General features: G+C 37.2%; 20 protein-coding genes. 5 read left to right on the top strand and 15 right to left on the bottom strand.

Annotated features, from left to right (window positions below; translation table 11 throughout):
- Window positions 1–9: 9 nt before the first annotated feature.
- The 4 genes from JIN86_RS16670 to JIN86_RS16685 form a co-directional block, all read right to left on the bottom strand.
- A complete protein-coding gene (locus JIN86_RS16670; protein ID WP_202342415.1) occupies window positions 10–3,060 on the bottom strand; it encodes an efflux RND transporter permease subunit in 3,051 nt (1,016 codons plus the stop codon).
- A 195-nt stretch (window positions 3,061–3,255) separates the two neighbouring features.
- Entirely contained in the window at window positions 3,256–4,833 is a 1,578-nt protein-coding gene (locus JIN86_RS16675) for a peptide chain release factor 3 (RefSeq protein WP_004224564.1), read from the bottom strand.
- A gap of 135 nt (window positions 4,834–4,968) precedes the next feature.
- Window positions 4,969–6,435: a UDP-N-acetylmuramoyl-L-alanyl-D-glutamate--2,6-diaminopimelate ligase gene (locus JIN86_RS16680; RefSeq protein WP_004224562.1), complete on the bottom strand. Its 1,467-nt coding sequence runs from the start codon at window positions 6,433–6,435 to the stop codon at window positions 4,969–4,971.
- Window positions 6,436–6,752: 317 nt separating this feature from the next.
- Window positions 6,753–8,141 carry an aldehyde dehydrogenase gene (locus JIN86_RS16685; RefSeq protein ID WP_004224560.1) on the bottom strand — a complete coding sequence of 463 codons (1,389 nt, stop codon included), beginning with the start codon at window positions 8,139–8,141 and terminating at the stop codon, window positions 6,753–6,755.
- Window positions 8,142–8,351: 210 nt separating this feature from the next.
- Between JIN86_RS16685 and JIN86_RS16690 the strand changes: the two genes are divergently transcribed.
- Window positions 8,352–8,507, top strand: coding sequence for a hypothetical protein (locus JIN86_RS16690; RefSeq protein WP_004224556.1), 156 nt, complete (start codon window positions 8,352–8,354; stop codon window positions 8,505–8,507).
- Window positions 8,508–8,552: 45 nt separating this feature from the next.
- Here JIN86_RS16690 and ssuE read toward each other — a convergent pair whose 3' ends face one another.
- The 8 genes from ssuE to JIN86_RS16730 all read right to left on the bottom strand — a co-directional run bounded on the left by ssuE (window position 8,553) and on the right by JIN86_RS16730 (window position 17,448).
- On the bottom strand, window positions 8,553–9,086 hold the full coding sequence (gene ssuE / locus JIN86_RS16695; RefSeq protein ID WP_004224554.1) for an NADPH-dependent FMN reductase: 534 nt from the start codon (window positions 9,084–9,086) through the stop codon (window positions 8,553–8,555).
- A 162-nt stretch (window positions 9,087–9,248) separates the two neighbouring features.
- Window positions 9,249–10,586: a dihydrolipoyl dehydrogenase gene (gene lpdA / locus JIN86_RS16700; RefSeq protein WP_004224552.1), complete on the bottom strand. Its 1,338-nt coding sequence runs from the start codon at window positions 10,584–10,586 to the stop codon at window positions 9,249–9,251.
- Window positions 10,587–10,743: 157 nt separating this feature from the next.
- Window positions 10,744–12,825: a catalase gene (locus JIN86_RS16705; RefSeq protein WP_202342416.1), complete on the bottom strand. Its 2,082-nt coding sequence runs from the start codon at window positions 12,823–12,825 to the stop codon at window positions 10,744–10,746.
- A gap of 124 nt (window positions 12,826–12,949) precedes the next feature.
- Window positions 12,950–13,525, bottom strand: coding sequence for an RloB family protein (locus tag JIN86_RS16710; RefSeq protein WP_004224549.1), 576 nt, complete (start codon window positions 13,523–13,525; stop codon window positions 12,950–12,952).
- Entirely contained in the window at window positions 13,522–14,799 is a 1,278-nt protein-coding gene (locus JIN86_RS16715; protein WP_237497321.1) for an AAA family ATPase, read from the bottom strand. The genes JIN86_RS16710 and JIN86_RS16715 overlap by 4 nt, the downstream gene beginning before the upstream one ends.
- Before the next feature lie 105 nt (window positions 14,800–14,904).
- Entirely contained in the window at window positions 14,905–15,846 is a 942-nt protein-coding gene (locus JIN86_RS16720; protein WP_009371866.1) for an NAD-dependent epimerase/dehydratase family protein, read from the bottom strand.
- 186 nt (window positions 15,847–16,032) lie between these two features.
- Complete coding sequence (locus JIN86_RS16725) at window positions 16,033–16,560, bottom strand: YceI family protein (RefSeq protein WP_004224534.1); 528 nt, start codon at window positions 16,558–16,560, stop codon at window positions 16,033–16,035.
- 315 nt (window positions 16,561–16,875) lie between these two features.
- Window positions 16,876–17,448 carry a manganese efflux pump gene (locus JIN86_RS16730; protein WP_004224530.1) on the bottom strand — a complete coding sequence of 191 codons (573 nt, stop codon included), beginning with the start codon at window positions 17,446–17,448 and terminating at the stop codon, window positions 16,876–16,878.
- 219 nt (window positions 17,449–17,667) lie between these two features.
- Here JIN86_RS16730 and JIN86_RS16735 point away from each other — a divergent pair, with 219 nt between their 5' ends.
- A complete protein-coding gene (locus tag JIN86_RS16735) occupies window positions 17,668–18,543 on the top strand; it encodes a glycine betaine ABC transporter substrate-binding protein (RefSeq protein WP_004224527.1) in 876 nt (291 codons plus the stop codon).
- Between the two features lie 555 nt (window positions 18,544–19,098).
- Here JIN86_RS16735 and JIN86_RS16740 read toward each other — a convergent pair.
- On the bottom strand, window positions 19,099–19,719 hold the full coding sequence (locus tag JIN86_RS16740) for a thermonuclease family protein (RefSeq protein WP_202342418.1): 621 nt from the start codon (window positions 19,717–19,719) through the stop codon (window positions 19,099–19,101).
- A 133-nt stretch (window positions 19,720–19,852) separates the two neighbouring features.
- Entirely contained in the window at window positions 19,853–21,592 is a 1,740-nt protein-coding gene (locus JIN86_RS16745; RefSeq protein WP_202342419.1) for an ABC transporter ATP-binding protein, read from the bottom strand.
- A 121-nt stretch (window positions 21,593–21,713) separates the two neighbouring features.
- Here JIN86_RS16745 and JIN86_RS16750 point away from each other — a divergent pair, with 121 nt between their 5' ends.
- From JIN86_RS16750 to JIN86_RS16760, 3 genes are read left to right on the top strand one after another with little or no spacing between them, the layout of a single operon-like run.
- Entirely contained in the window at window positions 21,714–23,144 is a 1,431-nt protein-coding gene (locus JIN86_RS16750) for an ABC transporter permease (RefSeq protein WP_004224517.1), read from the top strand.
- Between the two features lie 13 nt (window positions 23,145–23,157).
- Entirely contained in the window at window positions 23,158–24,654 is a 1,497-nt protein-coding gene (locus JIN86_RS16755) for an ABC transporter permease (protein WP_202342420.1), read from the top strand.
- Between the two features lie 12 nt (window positions 24,655–24,666).
- Window positions 24,667–26,478 carry an ABC transporter substrate-binding protein gene (locus JIN86_RS16760; protein WP_202342421.1) on the top strand — a complete coding sequence of 604 codons (1,812 nt, stop codon included), beginning with the start codon at window positions 24,667–24,669 and terminating at the stop codon, window positions 26,476–26,478.
- Window positions 26,479–26,533: 55 nt separating this feature from the next.
- Here the strand turns inward: JIN86_RS16760 and JIN86_RS16765 are convergent, their stop codons facing one another.
- Window positions 26,534–26,626, bottom strand: coding sequence for an IS3 family transposase (locus tag JIN86_RS16765; RefSeq protein WP_370568678.1), 93 nt, complete (start codon window positions 26,624–26,626; stop codon window positions 26,534–26,536).
- Between the last annotated feature and the right edge of the window lie 4 nt (window positions 26,627–26,630).

Here is a 26,630-nt window from a genome sequence, read left to right on the forward strand (position 1 = left end):
CCCTTGAACCTAGTGCATCTTTCTTGTTTCTTTATCCATTAAACTGTAAATGATCGGTACAATATACAGCGTCAGTAAAGTTGAGGTCACAAGCCCTCCGATAACAGCAATGCCCATTGGCTGATTCATCTCGGTCCCTTCTCCAATGCCCAGTGCGAGTGGTAATAGCCCTAAAATAGTTGTTAAGGCTGTCATTAAAATTGGACGTAGCCGATCTTGGGTAGCAAGTAAAATTGCCTCATAAGCTGGCATGCCTATTGCCTTTTGCTGATTAATATAATCTACCAGCACAATACCGTTATTTACGACTATTCCTACCAGCACTAAGATACCGATAACTGAGGTTACACCAATTAAAGTATTTGTTAGGAACATAGCTATCGCAACACCAATAATCATTAATGGGACGGTAAACATGATAACAAACGGATATTTAAATGACTCAAATTGAGCTGCCATCACAATATATACAAGCACGATGGCTAGCATCACAGCTAGTAACATATCATCGATTGCACTATCATAGAGCTCTCTGTCCCCACTGAACACAACTTGAGTAGTAGATGGTAAATTAACTTGTTCTAAGGCTTCATCTACTTTTGCTGAGATTCCTCCCAACGATTCCTTTGTTTCATAATCTACAAAAAAGGCCACTGCTGCTGCTTGATCAGAACGACGAATGGATACCGGCCCCTCTTGCATAGAAACAGTAGCCACTTCCTCTAATTTTACAAATAATCCTGCTGGCGAACGTAGCTGCATGGCTTTTAAAGCATCTATACTCGTATTAAATGACTGCCCAAAGCCTGTATAAACGGGTAATACTGCGCCGTCATCAGTAGTCAATTGGGACGTTAATTGACCTTTTGTCATTTGATTTACAGTTTGAGCGATTTGTGCTGGAGCAAGACCATAGTCTTTTGCTTTTTCACGATTAACCTCAATTTGTATCTCTTGAACAGTAATATCTAAATCCGTAGAGACATTTGTCACTTGCTGAATCGCTAGTAGTTCTTGCTGCACTTTCTTAACAGTTTGCTGTAGCCTCTTTTCATCAGAGTCTGTTAAGCGGAATGTTAAGGTGTGTGGTGACGAACCTGTAGCTGTCGATACATTAAAAGTAATTTCAGCTTGCTCTCCAAGCTCTTCCTGTATATCTTGTTCTAGTTCTTCCACAAATTCGAAAATGGAGCGTTGCCTTTCTGCTAATGGGACAAGTTTTACATACATCTCAGCTTGATTGGCGTTAGTTTGTCCACGTGCTTGGGATTGTTGTGTACCGCCAATTAAACTAACATACACATCTACATCCTTTTCCTGTTTTAAACGTTCCTCAATTTGCTTAACAATCTTTTCCGTTTCTGATACAGCGACACCGTTTTCAAGATTGACACTTATAGAGGTGAACCCCTCATCTGTAGGCGGTAAAAATTCAGTACCTATTCTAGTCAGTCCAAACAAAGAAAGACTAAAGCAAACAACTGTAAAAAGTAGTATAAGCATTCGATGCTTTAGTACCCATACAATAGACGCCTTGTAATGCCTATAAAATCGGGACTTACTGCGTTGTACATAAAAATTATTGTTTTTCATTAAAAGTCGACTTGCTAGCATCGGAACGACTGTAAGCGCAACTACTAAAGAGGCAATTAAGCTGAACGAGATTGTTAAGGCAAACTCTGTAAAAATTTGACCAATCAATCCTTCGATGAACATAACAGGGATGAATACTGCTATTGTGGTTAAAGTGGAAGCTGTAATGGCAAGGGCTATTTCCTTTGTGCCTTCCTTTGCTGCAGTAATCGGGTCCTTTTCTAGTCCTAGATGTCTTTCTATATTCTCAATAACGACTATGGCATTATCCACAAGCATACCAATCCCAAGTGCCAGAGCACCTAATGTCATAATATTGAGGGAAAAATTCGCAAAAAACATCAAAACAAATGTGACAATAACGGAATAAGGAATCGCAATACCAATGATGATCGGACTCTTTACACTACGTAAAAAAACAAATAGAATGAACATCGCAAATAATCCACCTAAGAGTAAGGAAGAGCCAATATTACTAATCGCTAAATCCACATAATTTCCTTGATCAACTAAAATATCTGCTGTGATTCCTTTATACTGTTCTTTCTTTAGTAATGCCTCCAAGGATTTTTGGAAATTTTTAGAAACCTCCGCTGTATTTGCACCAGATTCCTGTAATACAGACATAAGAACTGCTGGATGCTCATTTGCACGTGTTGTGGTAATAGATTGTTGTTCTGTCCTCTCAACGGTTGCAAGATCACCAATTGTTAATGATTTGCCTGTTAAAGGGTCAACCGAAACAATTAAGTCGGCAATGCTTTCCGGAGAAGATAATGTGCTAACTATACGTGTTGTTAGCAATTTTCCATCATCTGTTGAAACAGGCTCACCAGGAAGAGACACATTATTCGCTTGAACGATTTGCATCACATCTGTCTGTGTCAAGCCTTTTTCAACTAGCTTTGCTTCATCCAATGTTATTTGGATTTCTTCAATCAATTTGCCAGAAACATTCACACTGGCTACACCCTCTGTCCGTAGTAGTTCTTTCTCTAAGTGCTCTGCTAATACACGTACATCTACTTGATTATTTTCTGCACGTAAAGATAGCTGAATAATAGGAAATTGAGAAGGATCAAATTTTAGGAAACTCGGCTTGCCAGCATCATTAGGCAATGGGGTCATATCAATTCGCTGTAAAATATCAAGTTGTACAACATCCATATTTGCGGACCAGTTGAACTCAAGCACAATTAAATTGGAGCCTTCCTGTGAGGTTGACTGGATTTTTTTGATACCAGGTAAGGTAGCAAGTGTAGCCTCTAATGGCTTCGTTATCTTTTCATTTACCTCCGTCGGGCTTGCCCCAGGATAAGAGGTGACAACCACTCCGATAGGAGGATTTAACTCCGGAATTAACGTAATCGGTATTTTTAATAATGATACACCGCCTAATATGATGACTAAAAGCATAGTAACAATCGTAAAGACAGGTCTTTTAATGGAAAAATGACTAATATTCATCTAAACAAACTCCTTTTCTACCTCTTCCTTTCTATCATAGCCGAAAAGGAGATTATTTTATAAATAAGCTCCCGTTATTGAGATACTACCTTTAAGGAAAATTATATTTCCTAATAATGTATATATTCTACAAACAGTGTCATTTTTCCTTGCAAAAAAACACGAATCGCAAAATTGTCGATTCGTGTTTTATGATTATAGAAGGCTATAAAGTTGAATATTTTCGTTTTTATCTGCAAACCAACGCATAGCGAACTCATTTTCAAATAGGAAAACAAGATTGTCAAAACGGTCTTTTACAAGCATTGATCGACCTGATGACATTGATTCTTTGACATCCTCTTCATTTTCAATCCAGCGTGCGATTTTCGAACCAATAGGCTCCATTTTTACTTCCACATTGTATTCATTTTTCATACGATGTTCAAATACTTCAAATTGTAATTGACCAACTGCTCCAAGTATAACTTCCTCTGTATGCAGCGTTTTATAGTATTGAATAGCACCCTCTTGCACTAATTGTAAAATCCCTTTATGGAATTGCTTTGATTTCATAACATTCTTTGCCGTTACGCGGACGAATAATTCTGGTGTAAACTGTGGTAATTTTTCAAATTGGAATGTTTTCTTGCCACCTACAACAGTGTCGCCAATTTGGTATGTTCCTGTGTCGTACAAACCAATAATATCGCCAGCAACTGCTTCATCTACTGTCTCACGATCGTCTGCAAGGAACTGTGTAGATTGTGTGACTTTAAATGACTTTCCTGTACGAGATAACGTCATGTTCATCCCACGTTCAAATTTACCAGAAACAATACGTACAAAGGCAATACGATCACGGTGTGCTGGATTCATATTGGCCTGAATTTTGAAAATAAAGCCTGAAAACTCATCATGCTCCACAGGATCAATAAACTGCTCATCTTCAGTAATTCTTGGCTGAGGCGTCGGTGCGAATTGTAGATAAGTTTCAAGGAAAGTTTGAACACCAAAGTTCGTTAATGCTGAACCAAAGAATACAGGTGTTAATTCCCCACGACGTATTTTTTCCTCAGAATAGGCATTCCCCGCTTCATCTAAAAGTAAAATATCGTCCATTGCTTGTGAATAATAAGAAGTCACCTTCATTGGATGCTCTACAGCAAGCTCCCCATTGTCGTCTATTGGTAAGAAACGTTCCGCCTCATCTGTACGGAATTGCTCAATGCGTTTATTGTAACGATCATAAATACCAAGGAACTCTTTACCCATACCGATTGGCCAGTTCATAGGATATGCATTGATACCTAATACCTCTTCAAGCTCTTCAATCAATTCAAGAGGCTCTTTCCCTTGACGGTCTAACTTATTAATAAATGTAAAAATAGGAATACCACGCATCTTACAAACCTTAAATAGCTTTAAAGTCTGGGCCTCGATCCCTTTTGCAGCATCCACTACCATGACAGCACTATCTACAGCCATCAATGTACGATATGTGTCTTCTGAGAAATCTTGGTGACCAGGGGTATCCAAAATATTCACACGAGAGCCATTATAATCGAATTGCATGACAGATGAAGTAACCGAAATCCCACGTTGTTTTTCGATCTCCATCCAGTCCGATGTTGCATATTTACCTGTTTTTTTCCCTTTTACTGTACCTGCATCACGAATGGCACCACCAAAAAGTAAAAGCTTTTCTGTAATCGTCGTTTTTCCAGCATCAGGGTGACTGATAATGGCAAAAGTACGACGCGATAGTATATCTTTTTCTAAATTTGAATTCATCTCGTCATTCTCCTTTTTTCATACTTAATAATAATAAAAGAAGACTTGCCTTTCGTACAACCTTTTTACATGAAATCTCAAAAAAGAAAACCCTTTAGTTACAACTAAAAGGGTTTCCTAAGAATTTAGCTTTCATCACACGAATTTTAATCGGCCTGCTTCTATCGCAATTTCTGCATCACTATGTGGAAATTTGGTATTTTCGATAATTTGATAATCCTCATGACCTTTACCAGCAAAAATAATCATGTCACCTGGCTCAGCAATTTCAACCGCATGGCGCACTGCCTCTGCACGATCTCCAATACAAGCATAATTATCATGAAGCATTCCTTTAGCAAGATCGCCTGTAATACTATCATAGTCTTCATAGCGAGGATCATCTGTCGTTAAAATGACATATTCCGCAGCAGACGCTTTCTCAGCCATGGCAGGACGCTTCGATTTATCACGATTGCCACCTGTTCCAACTAAGAAAATCAGCTTGCCTTTTTTATAAGGTTGCGCTGCTTCAATCGCCTTTTCAATTGCATCTGGAGTATGGGCATAATCAATAAAAATTTGCACCGGTAGCTCTGAACATACTTTCTCCATACGACCCTTGACTGGTGGTAGTTGCTCAATTTGTTCAATAATGGACTCCATTGAATAGCCCCTACCATAAAACGCAATCATGGCTGCCAATACATTATAAATATTAAATTCCCCAAGCAAATTCATTTTTACACGATAAATTCCTTCAGGCATTTCCACGTCAAATGATGTCATATAGTCGTGATACTCACAGTTAATGGCGCGGAAATCAGCATTTTCATTCTTTAAACCATATGTCCACACCGGAAATGGTGTCATTGCAGCGTATCGCTCTGACCAAGCATCGTCAGCATTCAACACAACAAATTTATTTTTTTCTAAATCTTGTCCAAGTTGGGAAAATAATAACCCTTTTGCATGGCCATATTCCTCCATCGTACCATGGAAATCAAGATGATCGTGCGTTAGATTAGTAAAAATAGCGATATCATAATCAACACCTGCTAAACGTCCAAGTGCTAATCCGTGTGATGAAACTTCCATTGTCATTAATCGACAGCCTTCCATTTTTGCACGGAAAATCATTTGTTGTGTCGATAACGCATCACTCGTTGTATTAGCTGATTCATATAAAATTCCATTTAAATTAAAGCCAATTGTACCGGATAAAGCCGATTTTTCGCCCATACCATGCATTATATTTTGAATAATTCCTGTTACGGATGTTTTACCATTCGTTCCTGTTACACCAATCATCGTTATGTCCTTAGAAGGATAATCAAAGAACTTTGCAGCTAGTAAACCTACTGCACGATCTGTATCTTTCACAATCACTTGTGCAATCGTCTCTCCTAGCGGTAATTCTCGCTCCGTCACAACAATTGTTGCGCCACCATCCACAGCCTTTTGCGCATAATCATGCCCATCTACTGTATAACCTTTGATACAAACAAACATGCTATTTGGTTGCACACTTCTTGAATCTATTACGATATCGCTAACCTGATCTGGCAGCACGCCAATTATTTTTTTCAAAGGTAATGCGCTTAACAATTCCTCTGCATACATTTCATAGTCCTCCAATCAATCTCTACACTCATGTCATCATTCTTAATAATCGACAAAAAACGACAATATGAAAACCCCCACGTTCTATTGAACTTATTTTACTACTTATTTCATGATAAATAAAATGCCTCTCTTGTGTTTTTTCAACGAAAACGCTTTCATTCGAAGAAAAAATCATGTTTTCTTCAAATTTTCATTTATAATCACCAATCGGCATTTTTCGACATAACGAGAAAGAGTTATTTAGAGAACAATTGTCTATGCACCTTAAGCTTATAGTGACAATGGAGGCATCAGAAGATACCTCCATTGTTAAGCTATTTCATAATTGAGCGCACAATTTTCACTTTCTGTTTATATGGCGGGAATAACACATTTGTCTCCAGCTTGGATGATTTCTTCAAGATAGATTTCGGGTGAGTAAAGTTTTCAAAGCTCGCTTTGCCATGGTATGCTTTCACACCTGATGGACCTACACCACCAAATGGTAAATGTAAGTTTCCAACATGTGTGATGGTGTCGTTAATACACCCACCACCAAACGGTAATTCTTCCAAAAAGTATTGCATAGCTTTTTCATGTTCTGAGAAGAAGTATGCCGCTAAAGGCTTCGGTAATTGCCTGATTTGATGAATGGCAAGTGGCAAATCATTATACATCATAACAGGTAAGATAGGACCAAATAGTTCTTCCTGCATTGATGGACTTGTCCACTTTACATATTCAACGATTGTAGGTTCAATATATAAATCATCCCGATCTATTCGTCCACCATATGTAATGGCATCACGTTCTTCCACAATTATTTGCTGTAAACGATCAAATTGCTTTAAATTGACGATACGCCCATAATCAGGGCTTTTTAAAGGGTTTTTGCCATAAAACGAACGGATTGTTTCTTTTAATATTTTCATAAAACGATCATAAACGTCCTTGTGTACAAGCAGATAATCAGGGGCCACACATGTCTGTCCTGTATTAGTAAATTTACCCCATACAATCCGCTTTGCCGCTACCTCTAGATTTGCTGTTTGATCGACAATTGCTGGACTTTTGCCACCAAGCTCTAAAGCAACTGGTGTCAAACGTTCTGCAGCAGCTTTTGCTACTACTTTACCAACGGCCACACTGCCTGTAAAAAAGATGTAATCGAAGGAAGCATGAATAAGAGCCGTAACCTCTTCCTTTTCACCTTCCACAACACGTACATATGAAGACGGGAACGTTTCCTCAATGATTTTTTTCACAATGGCTGCTGTGTGTACAGAGGTTTCTGATGGTTTGACAATTGCAGTGTTTCCTCCAACTATGGCACCAATTAGTGGCTCCATTACAAGTTGGAATGGATAATTAAATGGCCCGATAATTAATGTTACGCCATAGGGCTCACGAACAATAAAGCTCTTGCCCATTTGATATTGTATCGGTGTTTTGACTGCTTCTGGTTCCATCCATTCCTCTACATGTTTTACCATATATGAAATACTATCTAATACAATGCCAATTTCTGTTGCATACGCCTCAAATTCACTTTTACGAAGGTCTAAGTAAAGTGCATTCAATATTTCCTTCTCATATTTCAAAATTGAAATTTTTAAGTTCTTTAATTGCTCTTTTCTAAATTTCACACTTTTTGTAGCACGGGAAAAATAAAATTGACGTTGCTCTGTAATCATATTTTCCACATCTTGTGACGTAAAATTCATCAATAAAGCACCCCTTTTTTAAAATGGCATACATAGTTTTTTCATTTTGAAACAAACTATCTTTGTCTATACGATACAACATCGAGAGGCAAAAATCCTCTTTCTACATCGAGGGGGTGAAATAGCAATATGTGAAAATGAAATGTTTTAGTTTTTTCATCTCGGGAAATATACAACTACATATTACAACCGAAACGGGGGCGTAGATGAATGACAACAACAACAGGAACATGGTGGGAGTCCATTTTTTCCGGACCATTATCGCATGGAATTTGTGAAGAAAAAATATTGCTATTGCAAGATGAGGCTTTCTTATATCTCTCTACAATACCTGTGGAGAATGAAGAAAATCCAGAAGGAAATTAAAAAATAACGCATTATAGGATGCCCCTATCATGCGTTTTTATTTATTCAATTAATAATGAATACATGCCGCAACTGATCTAATTGTGCTTCAAGTCTACTGATGGCTTCTTCTTCTATCGCAAAGCCTCCATCTTCCAAACGAATAATTTGTTTATCTAAAATGTAAACAGAATTAGTAATGGATGTGGCTCCTAGTACAGCTAACACTGGCTTTAATGCATATTCCAATGCCAACAAATGACTGATCGAACCGCCTACAGCAATGGGGAGTATAGCCTTTTCGAGCAAGGCTTTTTGTGGTAGTAGATCCAAGTAAGTCTTCAAAATACCTGTATAGGATGCTTTATAAATTGGTGTAAGGATGACAATAAAATCTGCTTCCTTAACATGCTCATTTTCAGACTGTATTTCCTTACTAGAAAAATTTGCTGTTAATAAATCTGTAGCTGGGAGCCCATGTATATAATTTGAGTGAACCTCTACTCCTTGTGCAATGAAATGATTCTCCACCTTTTCATGAATGGCAGTAACTCGAGAATTTTTCGAATTACTTCCATTAATAATGACTGCTTTTGTCATCTTGCCCACTCCTTTTATCAATGTTATAAAAAAGGCCCCTATTCTACAAATCGATGAACAATCGTTTTGTAAAATAGAAGCCTCTAGATGTCTAGTTAACTTAAATACCTAGTATTCTTATAAAATTAATTTAACATAAATTTCTAGAATGTCAACAGCTTTTTATTGGTGTATTGCTTTCCCAAACACAGCTTTAGCTACATCTCCAATATGCTCCGATACAGTAGGATGTGGAAAAATAATATGTGCAAGTGATCGAGCTGTACCACCAGCATTTTTTGTTGCTAATAGCGTATTAAGCATTTCTGTTGCGCCATCAGCTACTACACACGCCCCTAAAATTTGCCCATTATCCTTAGATGAAATTAGCTTCACAAAGCCTTCGGTATTCCCCTCCATTAATGCCTTTGGGTTTGTTTGTAGAGGCATTTTCGTTACAATGTACGGCGCTTTGACTTGCTCTTCTAGTAAACCAAATGTAGCTATTTCAGGGTTTGTATAAACACAACGTGGAATGCTTGTTTGATCAATTGGTATTGGTTGATTTCCTACAATATAATCGACAACGTAAATACCCTCAGCACTGGCAGAATGTGCAAGTTGATACCCCCCCACTAAGTCACCAATCGCATAAATATTCGGCAGGCTTGTTTCAAAGTGCTCATTGACAGCGATTAATCGACCATCTAAAGTTACTCCTAATTGCTCAGCAATTTCTATATTGGGACGACGTCCAGTTGCAAATAAAAGGTTTTCATATGTATAAGATCCTTTAGATGTATGAATGATATTACCTTCAAATTTTTCAAATTGAAAATCTGTCACAAGTTCAATCCCAAGTTTCTTCAACTTTTCTCGAATCAGCGGTCTTGCTTCCGCCTCTTCCGTTTGTAAAATATCCTCGCTATGATTAAGCACTGTTACCTTTGTACCGAGGGGTGCTAAACTAAACGCCATTTCAATGGCAATTACTCCCCCGCCAATGATCGTTAGCTGGGCTGGAAGCTTGTCTATATTAAAAAATGTGTCCGTCGTATAGTAGGTAGATGTCTCTAATCCTTCAAATCGTGGAACAAAGGGTTTACTACCTGTCGCTAAAATTATATCGGATGCCATTATCGTCTCATTCCCGATAGATATCGTTAAGTCCTTTACGACTGAAGCTTCACCACGATATAAAGTTATATGATTGTTGATAATATAATGCTCAATGTTTGTTAGTAGTTCATGAATTATTGTATCTTTCCGTTGCATTAGTCGAGGAAAATTAATTTCCACTTTAGGTACTTCTATTCCCCAGCTATTCCCTCTTTTTATTGCCTGCACAAGTTTACTATGTTCCAATAAAATTTTTGATGGAATGCAGCCAACATTATAGCAGGCTCCTCCCAATTTATCTCGTTCGATTAGCGCTACTTTTTTACCATTCTTGGCTGCATGTATGGCAGCCACATAGCCACCAGGTCCTGCCCCAATAATAGCAATATCAAAATTTTCCATAATTTTCACCTCATGTATCACCATATCATTTGCAAATTTTGAATGCAATGACAGACATAGTAAAAGCCTTTCATTACAATGAAAGGCCTTTGACTTATTTGTTTAGTTTATGAGCATTCGTTTCTCTTTCGTGAGTATTCGACGCTCTTTGAACTATTTAATAAATATTTCGTTGCCAAAATCGTTGCTGGGCAATGGCAGCTACAAATTTTTTCGGAAAATCTTTATTACCTGTAGCTAAAATGATTCCTGGCCCTACATTGGCATTCGACATATTGAAGAAGGTTGTGCCAGTTGCAGCAAATCCTATAGGCTTAAAGTGACGATATGCTTCATTTATATAATTGACGATATAAGTATTGAACTTCGCCTGATTACTTGCCTTTACTCCAACAACATATAACGAGTCAAATAATACAGCATCGGTTGTGATAAATGTGTCAGTAGCCGTTAATTGCACACCATTATTCCCTATTACCACACCTAGTCGATCAGAGATTATGCTATAGCGCACGCCTTGTCTTGTTAAATATTTCAATACTTCCCCGACCTCATTTGCATCAAAGCCATCACCAATTAAGACGCCTACTTTCAGCGTATAGGGCAATTTAACGGTATTTGCTTGGCTCAGTGCAGGTGAAGAGGCCGTTACCTTAGACTGCTCGCCATTAGGTCGATTAACACCAACGTTGTCTGCCACTGTGGTAGCCATTACTTTATCCACATGAACAAACATATCCACTACTTGCTGACGAACAGATTTACTTTTCACTTTTCCTATTTCGAAGCTAAAGGCATCAATAATGTGTTGTTTTTCAGGTGGAGACATGCTGTTCCAAAATAGCCTTGCTTGTGAAAAGTGATCGTCAAAGGATTTACTACGCGCTCTCGTGATTCTTCCCTCAACCTTTTCTTCATAATGAACATATCCACCTTCTCTTGCAGTAGAGGTGGCTGGTGTATTATTTGCTAATGAATTTTTATGATAGCTTACCCTGCCTAAATTAATGGTCTGTCGACTAAAGCCATTACGTTGATTGTTATGCACTGGGCAAATCGGGCGATTAATAGGAATTTCTGCAAAATTTGGTCCACCTAATCGAATCAATTGTGTATCTAAATAGGAAAACAATCGACCTTGTAGCAAGGGATCATTGGTAAAATCTATGCCAGGCACAACATTACCTGGATGAAAGGCAACTTGCTCTGTTTCAGCAAAGACATTATCCACATTGCGATTTAAGGTCATCTTTCCAATTTTCTTCACAGGTACGAGTTCCTCTGGCCAAAGCTTTGTCGCATCTAAAATATCAAAATCAAATTTAAATTCATCCTCAGGTTCTAGTATCTGTATGCCTAACTCAAACTCTGGATAATCTCCAATTTCGATGGCTTCCCATAAATCTCTTCGTTGAAAATCTGGATCCTTCCCTGCAATTATTTGGGCTTCATCCCAAACAAGAGAATGCACTCCTAGCACAGGCTTCCAATGGAATTTCACAAATCTCGATCTTCCCTTGTCATTGACGAAACGGAATGTATGCACACCGAAACCTTCCATCATACGAAAGCTTCGCGGAATGGCACGGTCAGACATTACCCACATTACCATATGTGCAATTTCCTGATTACTGGCTACAAAATCCCAAAAAGTATCGTGTGCGGAGGCTGCTTGTGGCATTTCATTATGAGGCTCAGGCTTTACAGCATGAATTAAATCGGGAAACTTAATGGCATCCTGGATAAAAAATACAGGTATATTATTACCAACTAAATCATAATTACCCTCATCTGTATAAAATTTTGTTGCGAACCCACGTACATCACGAGCTGTGTCCATTGAACCTAAGCTTCCTACCACTGTCGAAAATCTGACAAACACAGGTGTCTTCTTTTTCGGATCCTGCAAAAAGTTTGCCTTCGTATATTCGGACATGGATTCATATAATTCAAACTCTCCATGTGCTGCAAAACCTCTGGCATGCACAACACGCTCTGGAATACGCTCATGATCAAAATGGGTAATTTTTTCTCTAAGATGAAAATCTTCCATAATTGTCGGACCACGAACACCTGCCTTTAACGAATCCTCATCATTGGACACCCTTAGTCCCTGATTCGTTGTCATTTTCGTACCCTCATTCTCGACACGAAACGGCTCTAATTGATGATCCTTTGGATTTCCCTCTACATTTTTGGATTGATTCGACTTTGAGTTATCCACGCAATCCCCTTTCATACATGTACTAATTTCGCTCCATATACACTATATGTTTTAAAAAAAGAAACATGCCTTCATTTCGACAAAGCTTATGTAAAGATAAAAACAGGTTTCTATTTGTTAATAGAAAACCTGCTCAATCTTAAAATATGTATCGTATCATTTCATGTATGTTACAGTATGGGTTGTCACGGCACTCTGTCTCTCGGAGTGCCATCATATCTGTGCAATTTTTAATGGCTACCTCATGCCGTAATGCAATGGGGGCTATGATGGATTCATCAGCCTTATGCCGAAAATAACGACTCACACCAAGGTGCTGTTCCATTTTGTCATTGAGGACAGCACGAGGATATTTTTCTGTACTATCAACTTCCTCAAAATGCAAGAGTAACCACAATTCAAATGCTTCATTTGTATAGGCAATATGAATATTTTTTTCCTCACAAAATTGATTTACTTCCTCTAGTTGCTTTTCGGTTAGATCATCCTTATCAAAAACAATCCAAACTTCATCAAAGTATTGGTAGCTGGAATCTCGATAAGCATGTTGGGCAAGCTTGATCGCTGAACGCTTAACGTTTTTTATTTTGACACTAACCATCTTAGAGCGCTTTAAAATACGCATTTGTTCAAAATAGATGCGTTCTGTTTCACCTTCACAATAAATTAAAATAGTTTTACGCAGTGTTCGGCTCCCTTGTTGACGTACTCTCACTGCTCAGATACCTCCGTTTCTTCTAAGTATTTTTCTGATAAATACTCATTAATGACAGGCGTTGCACCGAATTCCCCTTTCATATAGCGTTTCGCATAAGAAAGATCTCCACGTTTCTTTTGTAAATCTGCAAAATCAAATAAGGAGTATAGTTCTGATTCATTTTTAAAGTTTTTATTCACAAACCAAATTTGATCGGAGCGTAGTGGCTGATCAAGCAATTCAATTTCATGACTTGTCACGACAAATTGATTACTGCTATTGCGTTTGCTATTCATAATAGCCATTAAAAACTCACAAATCGATACATGGAAGGCTGTGTCAAATTCGTCTATAAAAATGGTTTTTCCTTTATTATAAGCATCCACCATCACACAGGCTAAATGTAGCATTCGCACTGTGCCCTTAGAATCCATTGTCCAATTAATTGTTTTTGTCCCTATCGGTGCACCTGCTTCATCAAATGATAAATAATGTAGATCAATATCTACTTCTTGAATCACCTCAGGCGAATCAAACTCATAGCCAATTGTATTTTTCTCTCTGCGTTCCACACGCCTAGCCGTGACATCTTGAATGGAGAGGTCTGCAATTTTTAGCAGTTTGATCACTTCCTTTTTAAAGGGCTCCTCTTCAAGTTTACGAATAAGAGGATGACTTGATAACCGATTTGCTTCATCTAGGAAAAGAATTTTATGTAAAAACCAATCGAATATCTTTAAAGCGTCTGGATCATTAAAAACATGTAATACTGATAGAAAGGCTGTATTATTACGTGTATATTTTGTCAATTCCTGTGAAGCTGTTTGAAATGTCTCATAAGAATATTCTGTACCATCCCATTGTCTGACAAATAGTTCTTCCTTCAGTGACTTGTTCGTTTTCACAAGACGTTCATAGAGAACTTGAGAAGCATTATACTGAATTTCATAATCATATAAAGCTCCGTCCAAAAAAAGCGATATCATAAACTCTGTTGGTTTGTCTTGCTGACTTCCTAACTTAAACGGTTGATAGGGTAGACGTAACTGCTTTACATTATTTAAGTTTTCAAAATTAAAAAGCAAGGAACGTAATACTTTAATAGCCGTAAACAGATTAGATTTTCCGCTTCCATTTGGACCAAAAATAAATGCGCTTTTTACAAGACGAAGTGTATCAAACTGAATTGTATGGGTATCCTTCCATTTTCGTAGGCGACTTCCAGCTACCATTGAAAACAACGTATCATCTTTATAACTTAAACAATTCTTTACTCTAAAATCTACAAGCATATGTAAGCCTCCGTCCACAACCATTTCTTTAATGAATTATTATACTATAGACATAGAAAAAGACATATTACGCAATGTAATATGTCTTTTTACTTTATTGTCCCTTTATCCACTTTTTTGTTGAATTTCTGCTAATGATTCATTTTGTAGCGCGTGCAATGTACGTTCAATGCCTTCTGCAAAAGAAATTTTAGGCTTCCAACCAATTGCATTGGCTAATTTATTATTATTTAAAAACGAATGCTCAATATCTCCTTCTCGTGCTGGAGCATATTGAATTTCAAGTGGATGGTTTAAGTGTTGGAGCAGTAAGATGACTTGGTGAATAGACCAAGCCTCATTAGTGGATACATTATACGTGCCTTGTAAACGTGCAGATACACCTGCGTATATAGCATCAGCAATATCATCTACATAAATAAAATCACGTGTTTGTTCTCCATCACCATATATTGTAAATGGTTTACCTACCATACTGCTTTTTAACATACTTGGAATCACAGCTGCTTCACCTTGCATTTGCTGTCTTGGCCCGAAAACATTAGCAAATCTATAGATAAGAACAGGCAAACGATAATCTTTTTGCCACTTCTCACAGTAGGTTTCGCCAATGCTCTTGTTTAATCCGTACATAGATATTGGTTCACAGACATCTGATTCCTCTAATGGAGGATAGTGACTATCTCCGTAAACAGCTGCTGAGGAGGCAAAGACAAAGTGCTGTACCTTATACTTGGATGATAAAAAAAGCATTTGGCTAAGTCCAACTATATTTGTCAAAATATCCTTTACTGGCTCCTGGATAGATTGCTGCACGCTCGTTTGCGCTGCACAATGAACGACCACATCAAAGTTTATTTCCTTAAAGAGATGCTCGCAAACCTCATCCTCAACATTTAAAAGATACGATTTATGCTCAAAGTCAACATTCCGTAAATGCCCCGTACTTAAATTATCAATAATATAAACCGTTGCACCTTCTTCAAAAAAACGCCTACCTACTGCACTGCCAATAAAACCATAGCCACCTGTCACTAATACATTCATCCTATCGCCCCCAAAAACAATATGATGATTTATATGCAGTAATTACTAAAAATATGCAAGAAACTTATTTACTGGTAATTTTTCTCAAATTCTTTTTACTAGATTGCATCATTAACAAGTATCTACTTTGAGCTATATAAAAAGCATGTTTGAAGATTACTTCAAACATGCCCTAGCTATCTATTTTTAAGCTGGATTAATTTCTAATTCAACCGTTACTTTAATATCTTTCCCAACAAGGACCCCACCAGTTTCTAATGCCGCATTCCAAGTTAGACCAAAGTCTTCACGATTAATTGTTGTTTCAGCTTCAAAGCCGTATACTTCTTGACCCCATGGATTTGTGCCTTTTCCATTAAATTCTGTATCAAAAGTTACTGATTTAGTAACGTCTTTGATTGTTAAATCACCAGTTACTGCATATTCATCGCCAGCTTTTTTAGCAATATTTGTAGATTTAAACGTAATCGTTGGATATTTTTCAGCATCAAAGAAATCTGCTGCTTTTAAATGATTATCGCGATCTTCGCTACGTGTATTAATACTTGCTGGATCGATTGTAAAACTAATGTTAGCAGTTGTTAAATCTGCAAGATCTGCTGCCTCAATATCAGCTGAGTAACTGTCAAATACACCCTTAACTTTTGATACCATCATGTGTTTTACTTGAAAGTTAATTGCTGAGTGTCCTAAATCAATGTTCCATTTTGCCATTATAAATTCCTCCAATTGGTTGATTTTATCTCGATTTCGAGATATATTTTAAAATATGAAGCAACTACATCTTTTATGTTACCCAAAATTGGATAGGATAAACATTTGTAGTTACTTATTTGTTTACATCTTAGCTTATGAAAAGTTTTTAATTACTTTCTGTAACCTACTATATATTAATAATTTAGTTACGTCAAGTAATTAAAAATAAATTTTTAAAACATAAAAAAAGATGTCCGATTCATCGGTACATCCCTCTCTATGTAATAAAAAGAATATCACCAATATTTGGTGATATTTAGCCGCAGCAATATATTATTTTGCAAAAACCTCAAAAATACCAATCATGATAAGTAGCCATCCTGAGATTGCTGTAGAATGCTTGCCAATAAACGTTTTTGCTAGTAAAGAGCCACATCTACTTCCTACTCCAACTGTGATAAAGGAAAATACGCCGATGGAAATGACTGTCCAAAGGGCTGAGATGCCATTTGCGCCTATTGCAATCCCCCCTGCTAAACAGTTTGCTGACAAGACAAAGCCAAGTGCCATTGCTTCTCTTGTTGAGATCACTAGATTTTTATCTTCATCAAATAATTCGGGATTTCCTGCTATCCGCTGATTAGAAAAATTATTGGACATCAAAGTCCATAGACCAATCACACACAGTAGTAAACTCCCTAGTAAATTAGCAGTATGCGGTGAAATATACTCGACAACTGTGCTACCAGCTGTTACTGCGACATATGTGACAATCATCGACATAACAGCAATCACCACATTTGATAAAATTGGAATTTTAACTTGTTTGACACCATAGGCTAGACCAATCCCCAAGTTATCTAAATTCGCAGCAATTCCTATTAGGATAATTGTAATCCAATGCATACTACGCCTCCTCAAATCTCCGTCTCCACTTTCACCTATCTTATGTCAACAATAAAAAAATTAATGGGCACAACAAACTTTAGTTGATTATGTTCTATCTTTTAGCATGGTTTGATTAAACCATCAATTTGACAAAAGTAACAACTTGTTTATAAAATTAAGTTGTTACTTGCTAGTATTTTTACTTTTATGTAAGAAACAATAGAAAGGAGATGTAATATGAAACTCATCAAGTTATTGAAAATAGGCATAGCATTTATATGCCTTATTGTGTTAACTGCATGTGGTTCAGAAAATGAGGACACAAAGAATACTGAGAAAGGTGAAATCAATTTAGCATATGTTGAATGGGATACTGAGGTTGCATCTACACATGTAGTAGGACAAGTACTAGAAGATTTAGGATATAAGGTAACATTGACACCTTTAGACAATGGAATCATGTGGGAAGCACTAGCAAACGGAGAGGTCGATGGTATGGTATCTGCTTGGTTGCCACAAACACATGCCCCACAAGTAGAAAAATACAACAATAAGATAGAGAACTTAGGAGAAAACCTAACTGGTGCTAAGATTGGTTTGGTTGTACCAAGTTATATGGATGTCGATTCTATTGAAGATTTAACAAACCAAGCTAATCAAACCATTACAGGCATTGAACCAGGAGCTAATATGATGGCTACGACAGAAAATGCCTATAAGGAATATAAAAATCTGGAAGGTTGGAATGTTTTGACCTCGTCTGCTGGTGCAATGACCGCAGCCCTCAGTCAGGCTATCTCTAATAATGAAGAAATCATCATCACAGGCTGGTCACCACACTGGATCTTTAATGCCTATGATTTAAAGTACTTAGATGACCCCAAAGGTTTATATGGAACAGAAGAATATATTGGCACTTTTGCGCGGAATGGTTTAAAAGAGGATGCTCCAGAAGCCTATAGTGTCCTTGACCGTTTCAACTGGAGTGCTAAAGATATAGAAAGTGTAATGTTTGATATAATGGAAGGCATGAGTGCCCCAGATGCTGCGAAAAAATGGATTGCTAACAATCGAGAAAAAGTAGCCGAATGGACGAAAGATGTACAAACATAAAAAGAGAACCCATTTACTAATGAGTAGTAAATAGATTCAGACTGTAGACGGCTTATTCTATAATAGAATAAGCCGTCTACAATTTTTAACGTTCCCAAAAATGAGGGGGGTTCAGGAGCGTAAACATGAACTAGCAAACTTCTGGAGAAAAGTAGCTAAAGTTCATCCTCTCTACACTGTATTGTAGAACAAGGAATATTCTTTATATGATAATGATAATCATTATCATATAAATTGTCAACATTAATAATAATGATTTTTTCATTTATCAGTAGTTGTCTTCCACTGTTTTGAAAACAAAACGTTGCTGGTTGCTTGCTTTCCTTTGTGCGATCGCTTTCTCCGCTACCGTGTACTGAACACATTAGATTTTTACGCCAATTTCATGTGTGCATTACATACATAGAGACGACCCTATAAAAGTGAATCGCCCTCTCACCATGCTAAATACTTTTGCAAATGAAATTTAAAATAAAAAGCTGCTACCTATAAGATACTGGCAGCAGCTTCCTAGCTAAAATTAAACTTAAAAGCGTATAGTAATGGAATTATAGATTATTGAACTACATCAGGGTGGAAACCATCTTTTTGGAAGTAATCCTCATGTGACCAAATATTTAATTTTGCATCCTGAGCTTTTTTTTGAATAGCTCTAAATGCTTCTTCAAATGTATTATTTGGCTTATGAATATAACGTACAACTGCAAGCCCTTCGTTTAATAAAGATTCCTGCAATAAGACATTATCTACAAACACGTAGGCTAGATGGCGATCATAATTGTCTGTTTCTGGTCCAACATCATAGACCGCTTCAATTTTCTTAGCCTGTTCCAATAAATTGATCGTATACTCTTTTGCTTCTTCCGCATATGGCTGAGCGCCACCTTTGTTGTAATTCATTTCAGGAGTATCCACCATTAATAGACGAATTTTTTGTTTCTCACCATTAATTGTCGCCTGCATCGTATCCCCATCATATGCTTTAATATAGTCTATCTCAAAGCGTTTATTACCTGTTTTTCCTTCCACTTGTTCAATGGTAATAGTACCTTGCTGATCTGTAACTGATTTAGTACTTTGATCTTCCGCAGGTGATCTGCCAAATATCATGTACAATGCTACAGCCAAAATAATCGTGCCACTTGTTATTAATGTTTTTATATCTTGCATTTTCATGTAGTAGGTCCCTCACAACTAATCATCATTGCTTATACTTACGATTCGTATAAGTTGTGCACCTCATCATCAGGAAGACAACAAGTTTCACGATATCTCTATTGTAAAATATCAAGCTACTACATTCAAGCTATCATATTGTCACTGCTACCCAGTGATTTGGTAAAACCTCTACTAACTGACTATTTTCAACCTCATAACGCATTTTCACATCTTCTGCATGTTCAGCTTCATTATATTTTTGCTTCTCTATTGCAGGATCTGGAACAGGAATAGAACGTAATAATGCACGTGTATATGGATGTTGTGGGTTATCATATAGCTCTTCACTTTCTGCCAGTTCTACAATCTTCCCACCATACATGACGGCAACACGGTCACTGATATGCTTCACCATGGATAAATCATGGGCAATAAATAAATACGTCAACCCAAGCTTTTGTTGTAATTCTTTTAATAAATCAACAATCTGCTTTTGAATGGAAACATCTAGTGCCGATAAGGGTTCATCACAAACAATAAAGTTTGGCTCAACCGCTAATGATCTCGCAATACCAATTCGTTGACGCTGCCCTCCCGAAAACTCATGAGGATAACGCATGGCATGTTCTTTCTTCAAACCGACAAGTTCAAGCAATTCCTCTACTCGTTGTCGTCTCTCCTCATGCGTCTTCACTAGACCATGAATATCAAGAGCCTCGCCAATAATGTCTAAGATTTTTCTACGAGGATTTAACGATGAATAGGGGTCTTGGAAAATAATTTGCATATGACGACGCATTGCCTTTAGCTGTTTTTTCGATAGCCTTGTTACAGGTATTCCTTGATATAGAACCTCGCCATTTGTAGGCTGATGAAGCTGGAGAATCGTCCGACCTGTAGTCGATTTACCCGAACCTGATTCACCAACCAAGCCCAATGTTTCACCAGGATATATAGAGAATGATAAATCATTCACTGCTTTCAACGTTTGACCACGACCTAATGGAAATTCTTTAGATAGATGGGTCACTTCGATTAACGGCTTATGTCGATCGATACCTGGCTGTATAGTAGCAATCTCTTTTGGCTGCTTTTTCTCATGCAATTTTGGTAAGGCATTCAATAATTTCTGGGTATACGGATGCTGGGCATTTGCAAAAATTTCTTCTGTTGTGCCCTGTTCAACTATTTCTCCTTCTTTCATCACTATGATGCGATCACACATACCTGCAACAACGCCTAAATCGTGTGTAATTAAAATAATAGACGTTCCCATTTTCTTTTGCATATCGCGCATTAATTTTAGGATTTGAGCTTGAATAGTAACGTCCAGTGCTGTTGTTGGTTCATCTGCAATAAGCAGTGAGGGATTACAAGCAAGCGCCATAGCAATCATTACTCGTTGACGCATACCACCTGAAAATTCATGAGGATATTGTCGATACCGTTCTTCTGCGTCTCTAATACCAACCAGTTTTAATAATTCTATTGTTTGTTGATAGGCTTCGGTTTTGGACATTGACTGATGCTTGATTAAACTTTCAGCCACTTGATCGCCTATTCGAATAGTTGGGTTTGTGGATGTCATCGGATCTTGGAAAATCATACTAATATCTTGTCCACGTGTCCCTTCCATTTGTTTTTCACTGAATTCAGTGAGTTCTTGCCCTTTAAACACAATTGAGCCAGATTTCAAAAATGAAGGTGGCGATGGTAATAAACGCATAATGGAGCGAGCCGTTACACTTTTCCCGCTCCCAGACTCTCCCACAATTCCGAGTGTTTCACCTTTGTTTAGATGGAAGCTAACGTCCTTAACGGCTTCAAATTCTGTCTCCCCTGTGATAAAGGATACCCGAAGATTATTGATTTCTAAAAGCTTTTCACTCATTCGACCCATCCTTTTTAAAATTTGTGATTGACTTACTTTCAAGTATAATCCATACTTTACAATACTGATAGGAATTATACAATATAATGCTGAATATTTTATTTACGTTTGGAGGAAATGCATGATTACTTCAAAAAATCATTTAAAACCCGAGAAATTTATTTTCTTTTCTACGGTTTATCAAAAACTAATGCATCAAAAGCCTTATCATCTACTTCTTTTTCTTTTTAGTATTTTAGTTCACCCTTTTACATACTTTATCTATCGGAAAAGGAAACATTCAAACATTTATGATCAGGCTTTTGCATTGCGTAGTAAGTACTATATAGAGCAAGGATTGGTTACCCAGTGGCAAAAAGAATTTGAGCAGCAAGAAATAGCAAAAGCTACATTTTTTAAAGAGGCTGTATTGGCGTCACAAATTCAGATCACTGCCAAGCACTTAGCTCAAAAGAAGCTTCAACAGCAAGTGGATCAGGATTTACAAAAAGAAGACATACAGCAACTATCCTATGTCCAATTTTTTAATCAGCAACTAACTAACAAACGTTTTGTGGCGCTTACCTTTCTACCAGCTGTTTTATTTTATGTAGTACTTATCTTATTTGCGAATCCATTTCTGCAATTTATCATTGAACGTATTTTACAAAGCTTCATTGTGATTGTTGGTGTGGCTACATTAGTGTTTACTATTTTATATTTATCACCCTTTGATCCAGCAAGAAACCTACTCGGAGTTGAAGCAACACCTGTGCAAATAGAAAACTTTAATCGCATTCATGGGTTGGATCAACCTTATTTATCACAGCTATGGAACGCATTATCCGGTCTATTTACATTTGATTTAGGTACATCCTTTGCAGGTAAAGAAGATATCACACATAGCATTGCTACAAAATTTCCTGTCACTCTTGAAATTGCCCTATTGTCGTTGCTAATGGCTATTGCTATTGCCATTCCAGTCGGAATTATTTCAGCTGTTCGTCCAAATTCATATTTGGATTATACATTTATGTTCATTGCTTTAATTGGTTTATCCATCCCAAGCTTTTGGCAAGGTTTAATTTTTATTTTGACATTTGCTCTAAAGCTACAATGGTTTCCAGCTACCTATAACCCTCATAATTGGCTATCGCTTATCATGCCAATTGTCGTCTTGGGAACATCCATTACGGCTTCTATTGCTAGGATGACAAGGTCAAGTATGCTTGAGGTAATTCATGAGGATTACATTATTACAGCAAAGGCTAAGGGCTTAAATGAATTCAAAGTGATTTCAAAACATGCCATTCGCAATGCTATGATTCCGATTATTACGGTGATTGGACTTCTTTTTGGAGGTATGTTGGGAGGCGCATCTGTAACAGAAAAGGTATTCAACATTAGTGGGATAGGTAGCTATATCGTCGATAAACAATTTATTCCTGATATTCCGGCCATTCTTGGGGGCGTTGTTTATATTGCCATCACCATTTCGATTGTCAATTTATTCATTGATATCATGTATGCCTTTTTTGATCCACGCATTCGCTCGAAAATGAAGAAGTCTTAAAGGAGGATCACCTGTGAAAAACATCTTACATGTCAAACTACTCTTGAAGATTACACAGGAATATGTCAATTCTCATTTTACTTTTGTCTTTTCCTTACTGTTTTCTTTACTATTTCTAGCCTATAGCTATAATTTTTCCAGCAATAGCTGGCGACCAGTGGTTCTGCTTCTTTTTGTTATTTATGCCATTACTACTGCATATGTTGCCTTCGTCAATCTACGAATTAGAAAGGATTTAGCAACGTATGGTGACATTCAAAAAAATACTCGAATGTTTGGCTATCCCCTTTTAATAACGATACTGTCAGGTAATATTTTTTCGACATCCTTTGCATTTATGCTTGTGTCAAAAAGAAAGACTGCAGAATATACTTTTGCTGCCTATGCCTTTATAACACAGCTATTCATCTTAGGTATTGCAGCGTTGAATTTTTGTAAGCCATATGTAACAGATACCTTTTTACTAGCAATGGGCGTTTTCTTAGTACTCTCGCTTCTCTATATCGTGATGGCCATAGTATGTACGAAATATGTCACAGCAACTGAGGCACCAAAATGGATGCTCATTCCAGGTATTATCCTACTATTGGCGACTTTCACTGGTAATCTATTTGCGACTTTACTAGGATATAGCCTTATCCAAAAGGCTCGAAAGGCAAATCCATCCTCTATTGAGAAATGGCAAAAAATATGGGAAAAGATTTTACGCAATACAATGGCTGTATTCGGCTTATTCTTCATTATTTTCATGTTCTCGTTATCCGTTACAAGCTCTTGGACTTTCGACTATGATTTCGCTACTGAAAATAATTATGGAGCATTGCTACAAACGCCTACATTAGAATACCCACTAGGAACAGATAATTATGGTCGAGATTTATTTTCTCGTATTGTGTTTGGGGCACAAATATCATTAATCGTCGGATTTTTCTCCACGATTATCCCCGCAGTTATTGGTGGCGCATTAGGAGCATTTTCAGGCTATTATGGTAAATCCACTGATAATATCATCATGCGAAGTCTCGATATTTTATATGCCATTCCAGGGATATTGTTAGCCATTGCTATTATCGCCGCATTTGGTGCTAATACGGTGAATCTTATTATTGCACTTAGTGTTGGAGCAATCCCAACCTATGCCCGTACAATGCGGGCAAATGTTATGCAGCTTGCGAATTATGAATTTGTAGAATCGGCTAGAGCATTAGGTGCATCTGATGCAGCTATTATTTTCAAGCACATTGTCCCCAATTCTTTAGCACCAATGATTGTGAAAGCAACATTAACGATTGGCGGAGCTGTTATTTCAACAAGTAGTTTAAGTTTTTTAGGGCTTGGTATTGAGCCACACATTCCCGAATGGGGCAATATTTTAAAGGTTGGTAGTACGTACCTGGAAACACATTCATATGTCGCGATTTTCCCAGGTCTTTGTATTATGCTTCTTGTCCTCTCCTTTAACTTCTTAGGAGATGGTTTACGAGATGCTTTAGATCCAAAAACAAATTAATCGGAGGTAACTATGAAGAAATTACTTGTATTTTTATTCGTTGCAGTACTAGCTTTGGCTGGCTGTGTACAAACAAAAACTGACGTAGAAGGCAGTAAAGATTCAAAAGATAGTGACAAGAGCAATGGTAAGATTGCCATTGAAGTATTAGGAATGGCAGCTTCGGAAGAAGACATGAACATTGTACGTGACCAATTAGTGAAAAATGGTTTTGATGTAAAGCTAAATATTCAACCAGATTACGGTTCTTTCTCTGCTCAAAAAGAAGCAGGTAACTATGATCTTGCTCTTTCAAGCTGGACGACAGTTACAGGGAACCCCGACTATGCTGTTCGTGGTTTATTTAAAACTGGTGGTGACTACAGTGTGGTGGCAGATTCAAAACTAGATGCGTTGATTGATGAAGCGAGTACATTGACTAGTGAAGAAGCAGCAGCGAAATATAAAGATTTAGAACAATTATTAGTATTCGATCAAGCTTATATTGCGCCTTTATATATTTCCAATAAGTATCAAGGTATCTACTCTGAACTTGTAAACCCTAAAACAGTACTTTTACCAAAATCCCGTGCACAAGTTTGGGAAAAAATAGAGTTTAATGATACATCTAAAAATGCAACAGAACCTTTAATTTTACACCAAACAATCAATTCTCTTACTTCACTAGACCCAATCAAAGGGAATGATGGTTCAATTAACACATTAAACACGAATATGTATGTTCGTCTTGTTAACTTAACAGACACAGATGACGTTGTGTCAGATGGTTCATTATCTTACAACCATGTAATGGCTGAAGGTAATCAAGAATATTACTTCATTTTACGCGATGATATCAATTTTGCAGCAGTGAAAGATGGTGCAGCTGTTGATACAGGTGAATTAGTGTCAGCTGAAGATGTAGTCTTCTCATTAAACCGTGCGAAAGACGCTAATTCAGTACCAGATCATCGTACTTACAGCATTCATGAAAACATTGAAACAGTCGAAATCGTTTCTGATTTAACTGAATTACAAAATAAAAAAGTAGCAGGCTCTGAGCAATCCGTTTTAGAAGCATTATCACAAAACCTACCTGCTTCTGTAGCGCAATTAGCTAAAGATAAAGGTGCTGTTAATAATGCAGCAGGTGCATACCAAGTTGTTAAAATTACAACACCTACACCTTTCCCACAAGTATTAAACTATTTAGCACACCAATCTGGTGGTATCGTATCTGAAAAACAAGTTACAAGTATTAATACGTATGATGTGGCTAACTACAACCCTGACCAGGACATTGCCTATGGTGATCAAGCTACTGTAACGGAAGGTTCAGCTACATTCAATAACCAGCTATACGCAAGTGGTCCTTACATTTTAGTGAAGAAAAATGATTATGAAGCACAATTTGCGAAAAATCCTGCTTATCGAGCTGGCAGCGAATATGAGCCAAAAATGGCTAAAATCAATGTCCGTTTTATCTCTGATGTTGATAGTGCCCTATCTGCATTACGTAATGGTGAAATTCATGTTCTACAAACAGTACCAGAAACGAAACTGGATATTGTCAAATCAGATGCTAAACTAACATTAAACACGGCAGATAGTAATGCTGTGTCGTACCTACAGATGAATACATCTGGCCGTGCGGTTTCTGATTCAGCAGATTTACGTAAAGCAATTCTATATTCTATTAACCAAGATGAATTCATTAGCTATTATCAAGGCAATAAAAAACCAGCTGTATCCACAGTTTCTCCATTAATTGATACAGGTTTAAAACTTGAAGCAGACAGCGAAAAAGTAAAAGAATTTGTAAAAGCATATAACGATAATAAGTAATACAAAAAGAGCCTTCTCAAAAAATGGTAGTGACCCCTTAAAGTTAGAGTTTTAGTTATGCAGCTAATTGGCTGGCATGAGTTCGGTATTTTACCGGGCTCATACCGGCCAGTTTTTGTTTAATTCGTTCATTATTGTAGTAATCGATATAC

Origin of the sequence: Lysinibacillus sp. HST-98 (assembly GCF_016757845.1) — a bacterium.
GTDB lineage: Bacteria > Bacillota > Bacilli > Bacillales_A > Planococcaceae > Lysinibacillus > Lysinibacillus capsici.

Coding starts and splice junctions, on each gene's coding strand:
- JIN86_RS16705 (WP_202342416.1), bottom strand. CDS start 12,825: ATGAAAGGGGATTGCGTGGATAACTCAAAGTCGAATCAATCCAAAAAT.
- ssuE (WP_004224554.1), bottom strand. CDS start 9,086: ATGACAAAAGCAGTCATTATTAATGGAAGTAATTCGAAAAATTCTCGA.
- JIN86_RS16740 (WP_202342418.1), bottom strand. CDS start 19,719: ATGAAAATGCAAGATATAAAAACATTAATAACAAGTGGCACGATTATT.
- JIN86_RS16745 (WP_202342419.1), bottom strand. CDS start 21,592: ATGAGTGAAAAGCTTTTAGAAATCAATAATCTTCGGGTATCCTTTATC.
- JIN86_RS16760 (WP_202342421.1), top strand. CDS start 24,667: ATGAAGAAATTACTTGTATTTTTATTCGTTGCAGTACTAGCTTTGGCT.
- JIN86_RS16750 (WP_004224517.1), top strand. CDS start 21,714: ATGATTACTTCAAAAAATCATTTAAAACCCGAGAAATTTATTTTCTTT.
- JIN86_RS16720 (WP_009371866.1), bottom strand. CDS start 15,846: ATGAATGTATTAGTGACAGGTGGCTATGGTTTTATTGGCAGTGCAGTA.
- JIN86_RS16670 (WP_202342415.1), bottom strand. CDS start 3,060: ATGAATATTAGTCATTTTTCCATTAAAAGACCTGTCTTTACGATTGTT.
- JIN86_RS16715 (WP_237497321.1), bottom strand. CDS start 14,799: ATGCTTGTAGATTTTAGAGTAAAGAATTGTTTAAGTTATAAAGATGAT.
- JIN86_RS16735 (WP_004224527.1), top strand. CDS start 17,668: ATGAAACTCATCAAGTTATTGAAAATAGGCATAGCATTTATATGCCTT.
- JIN86_RS16725 (WP_004224534.1), bottom strand. CDS start 16,560: ATGGCAAAATGGAACATTGATTTAGGACACTCAGCAATTAACTTTCAA.
- JIN86_RS16730 (WP_004224530.1), bottom strand. CDS start 17,448: ATGCATTGGATTACAATTATCCTAATAGGAATTGCTGCGAATTTAGAT.
- JIN86_RS16690 (WP_004224556.1), top strand. CDS start 8,352: ATGACAACAACAACAGGAACATGGTGGGAGTCCATTTTTTCCGGACCA.
- JIN86_RS16675 (WP_004224564.1), bottom strand. CDS start 4,833: ATGAATTCAAATTTAGAAAAAGATATACTATCGCGTCGTACTTTTGCC.
- JIN86_RS16680 (WP_004224562.1), bottom strand. CDS start 6,435: ATGTATGCAGAGGAATTGTTAAGCGCATTACCTTTGAAAAAAATAATT.
- JIN86_RS16685 (WP_004224560.1), bottom strand. CDS start 8,141: ATGAATTTTACGTCACAAGATGTGGAAAATATGATTACAGAGCAACGT.
- lpdA (WP_004224552.1), bottom strand. CDS start 10,586: ATGGAAAATTTTGATATTGCTATTATTGGGGCAGGACCTGGTGGCTAT.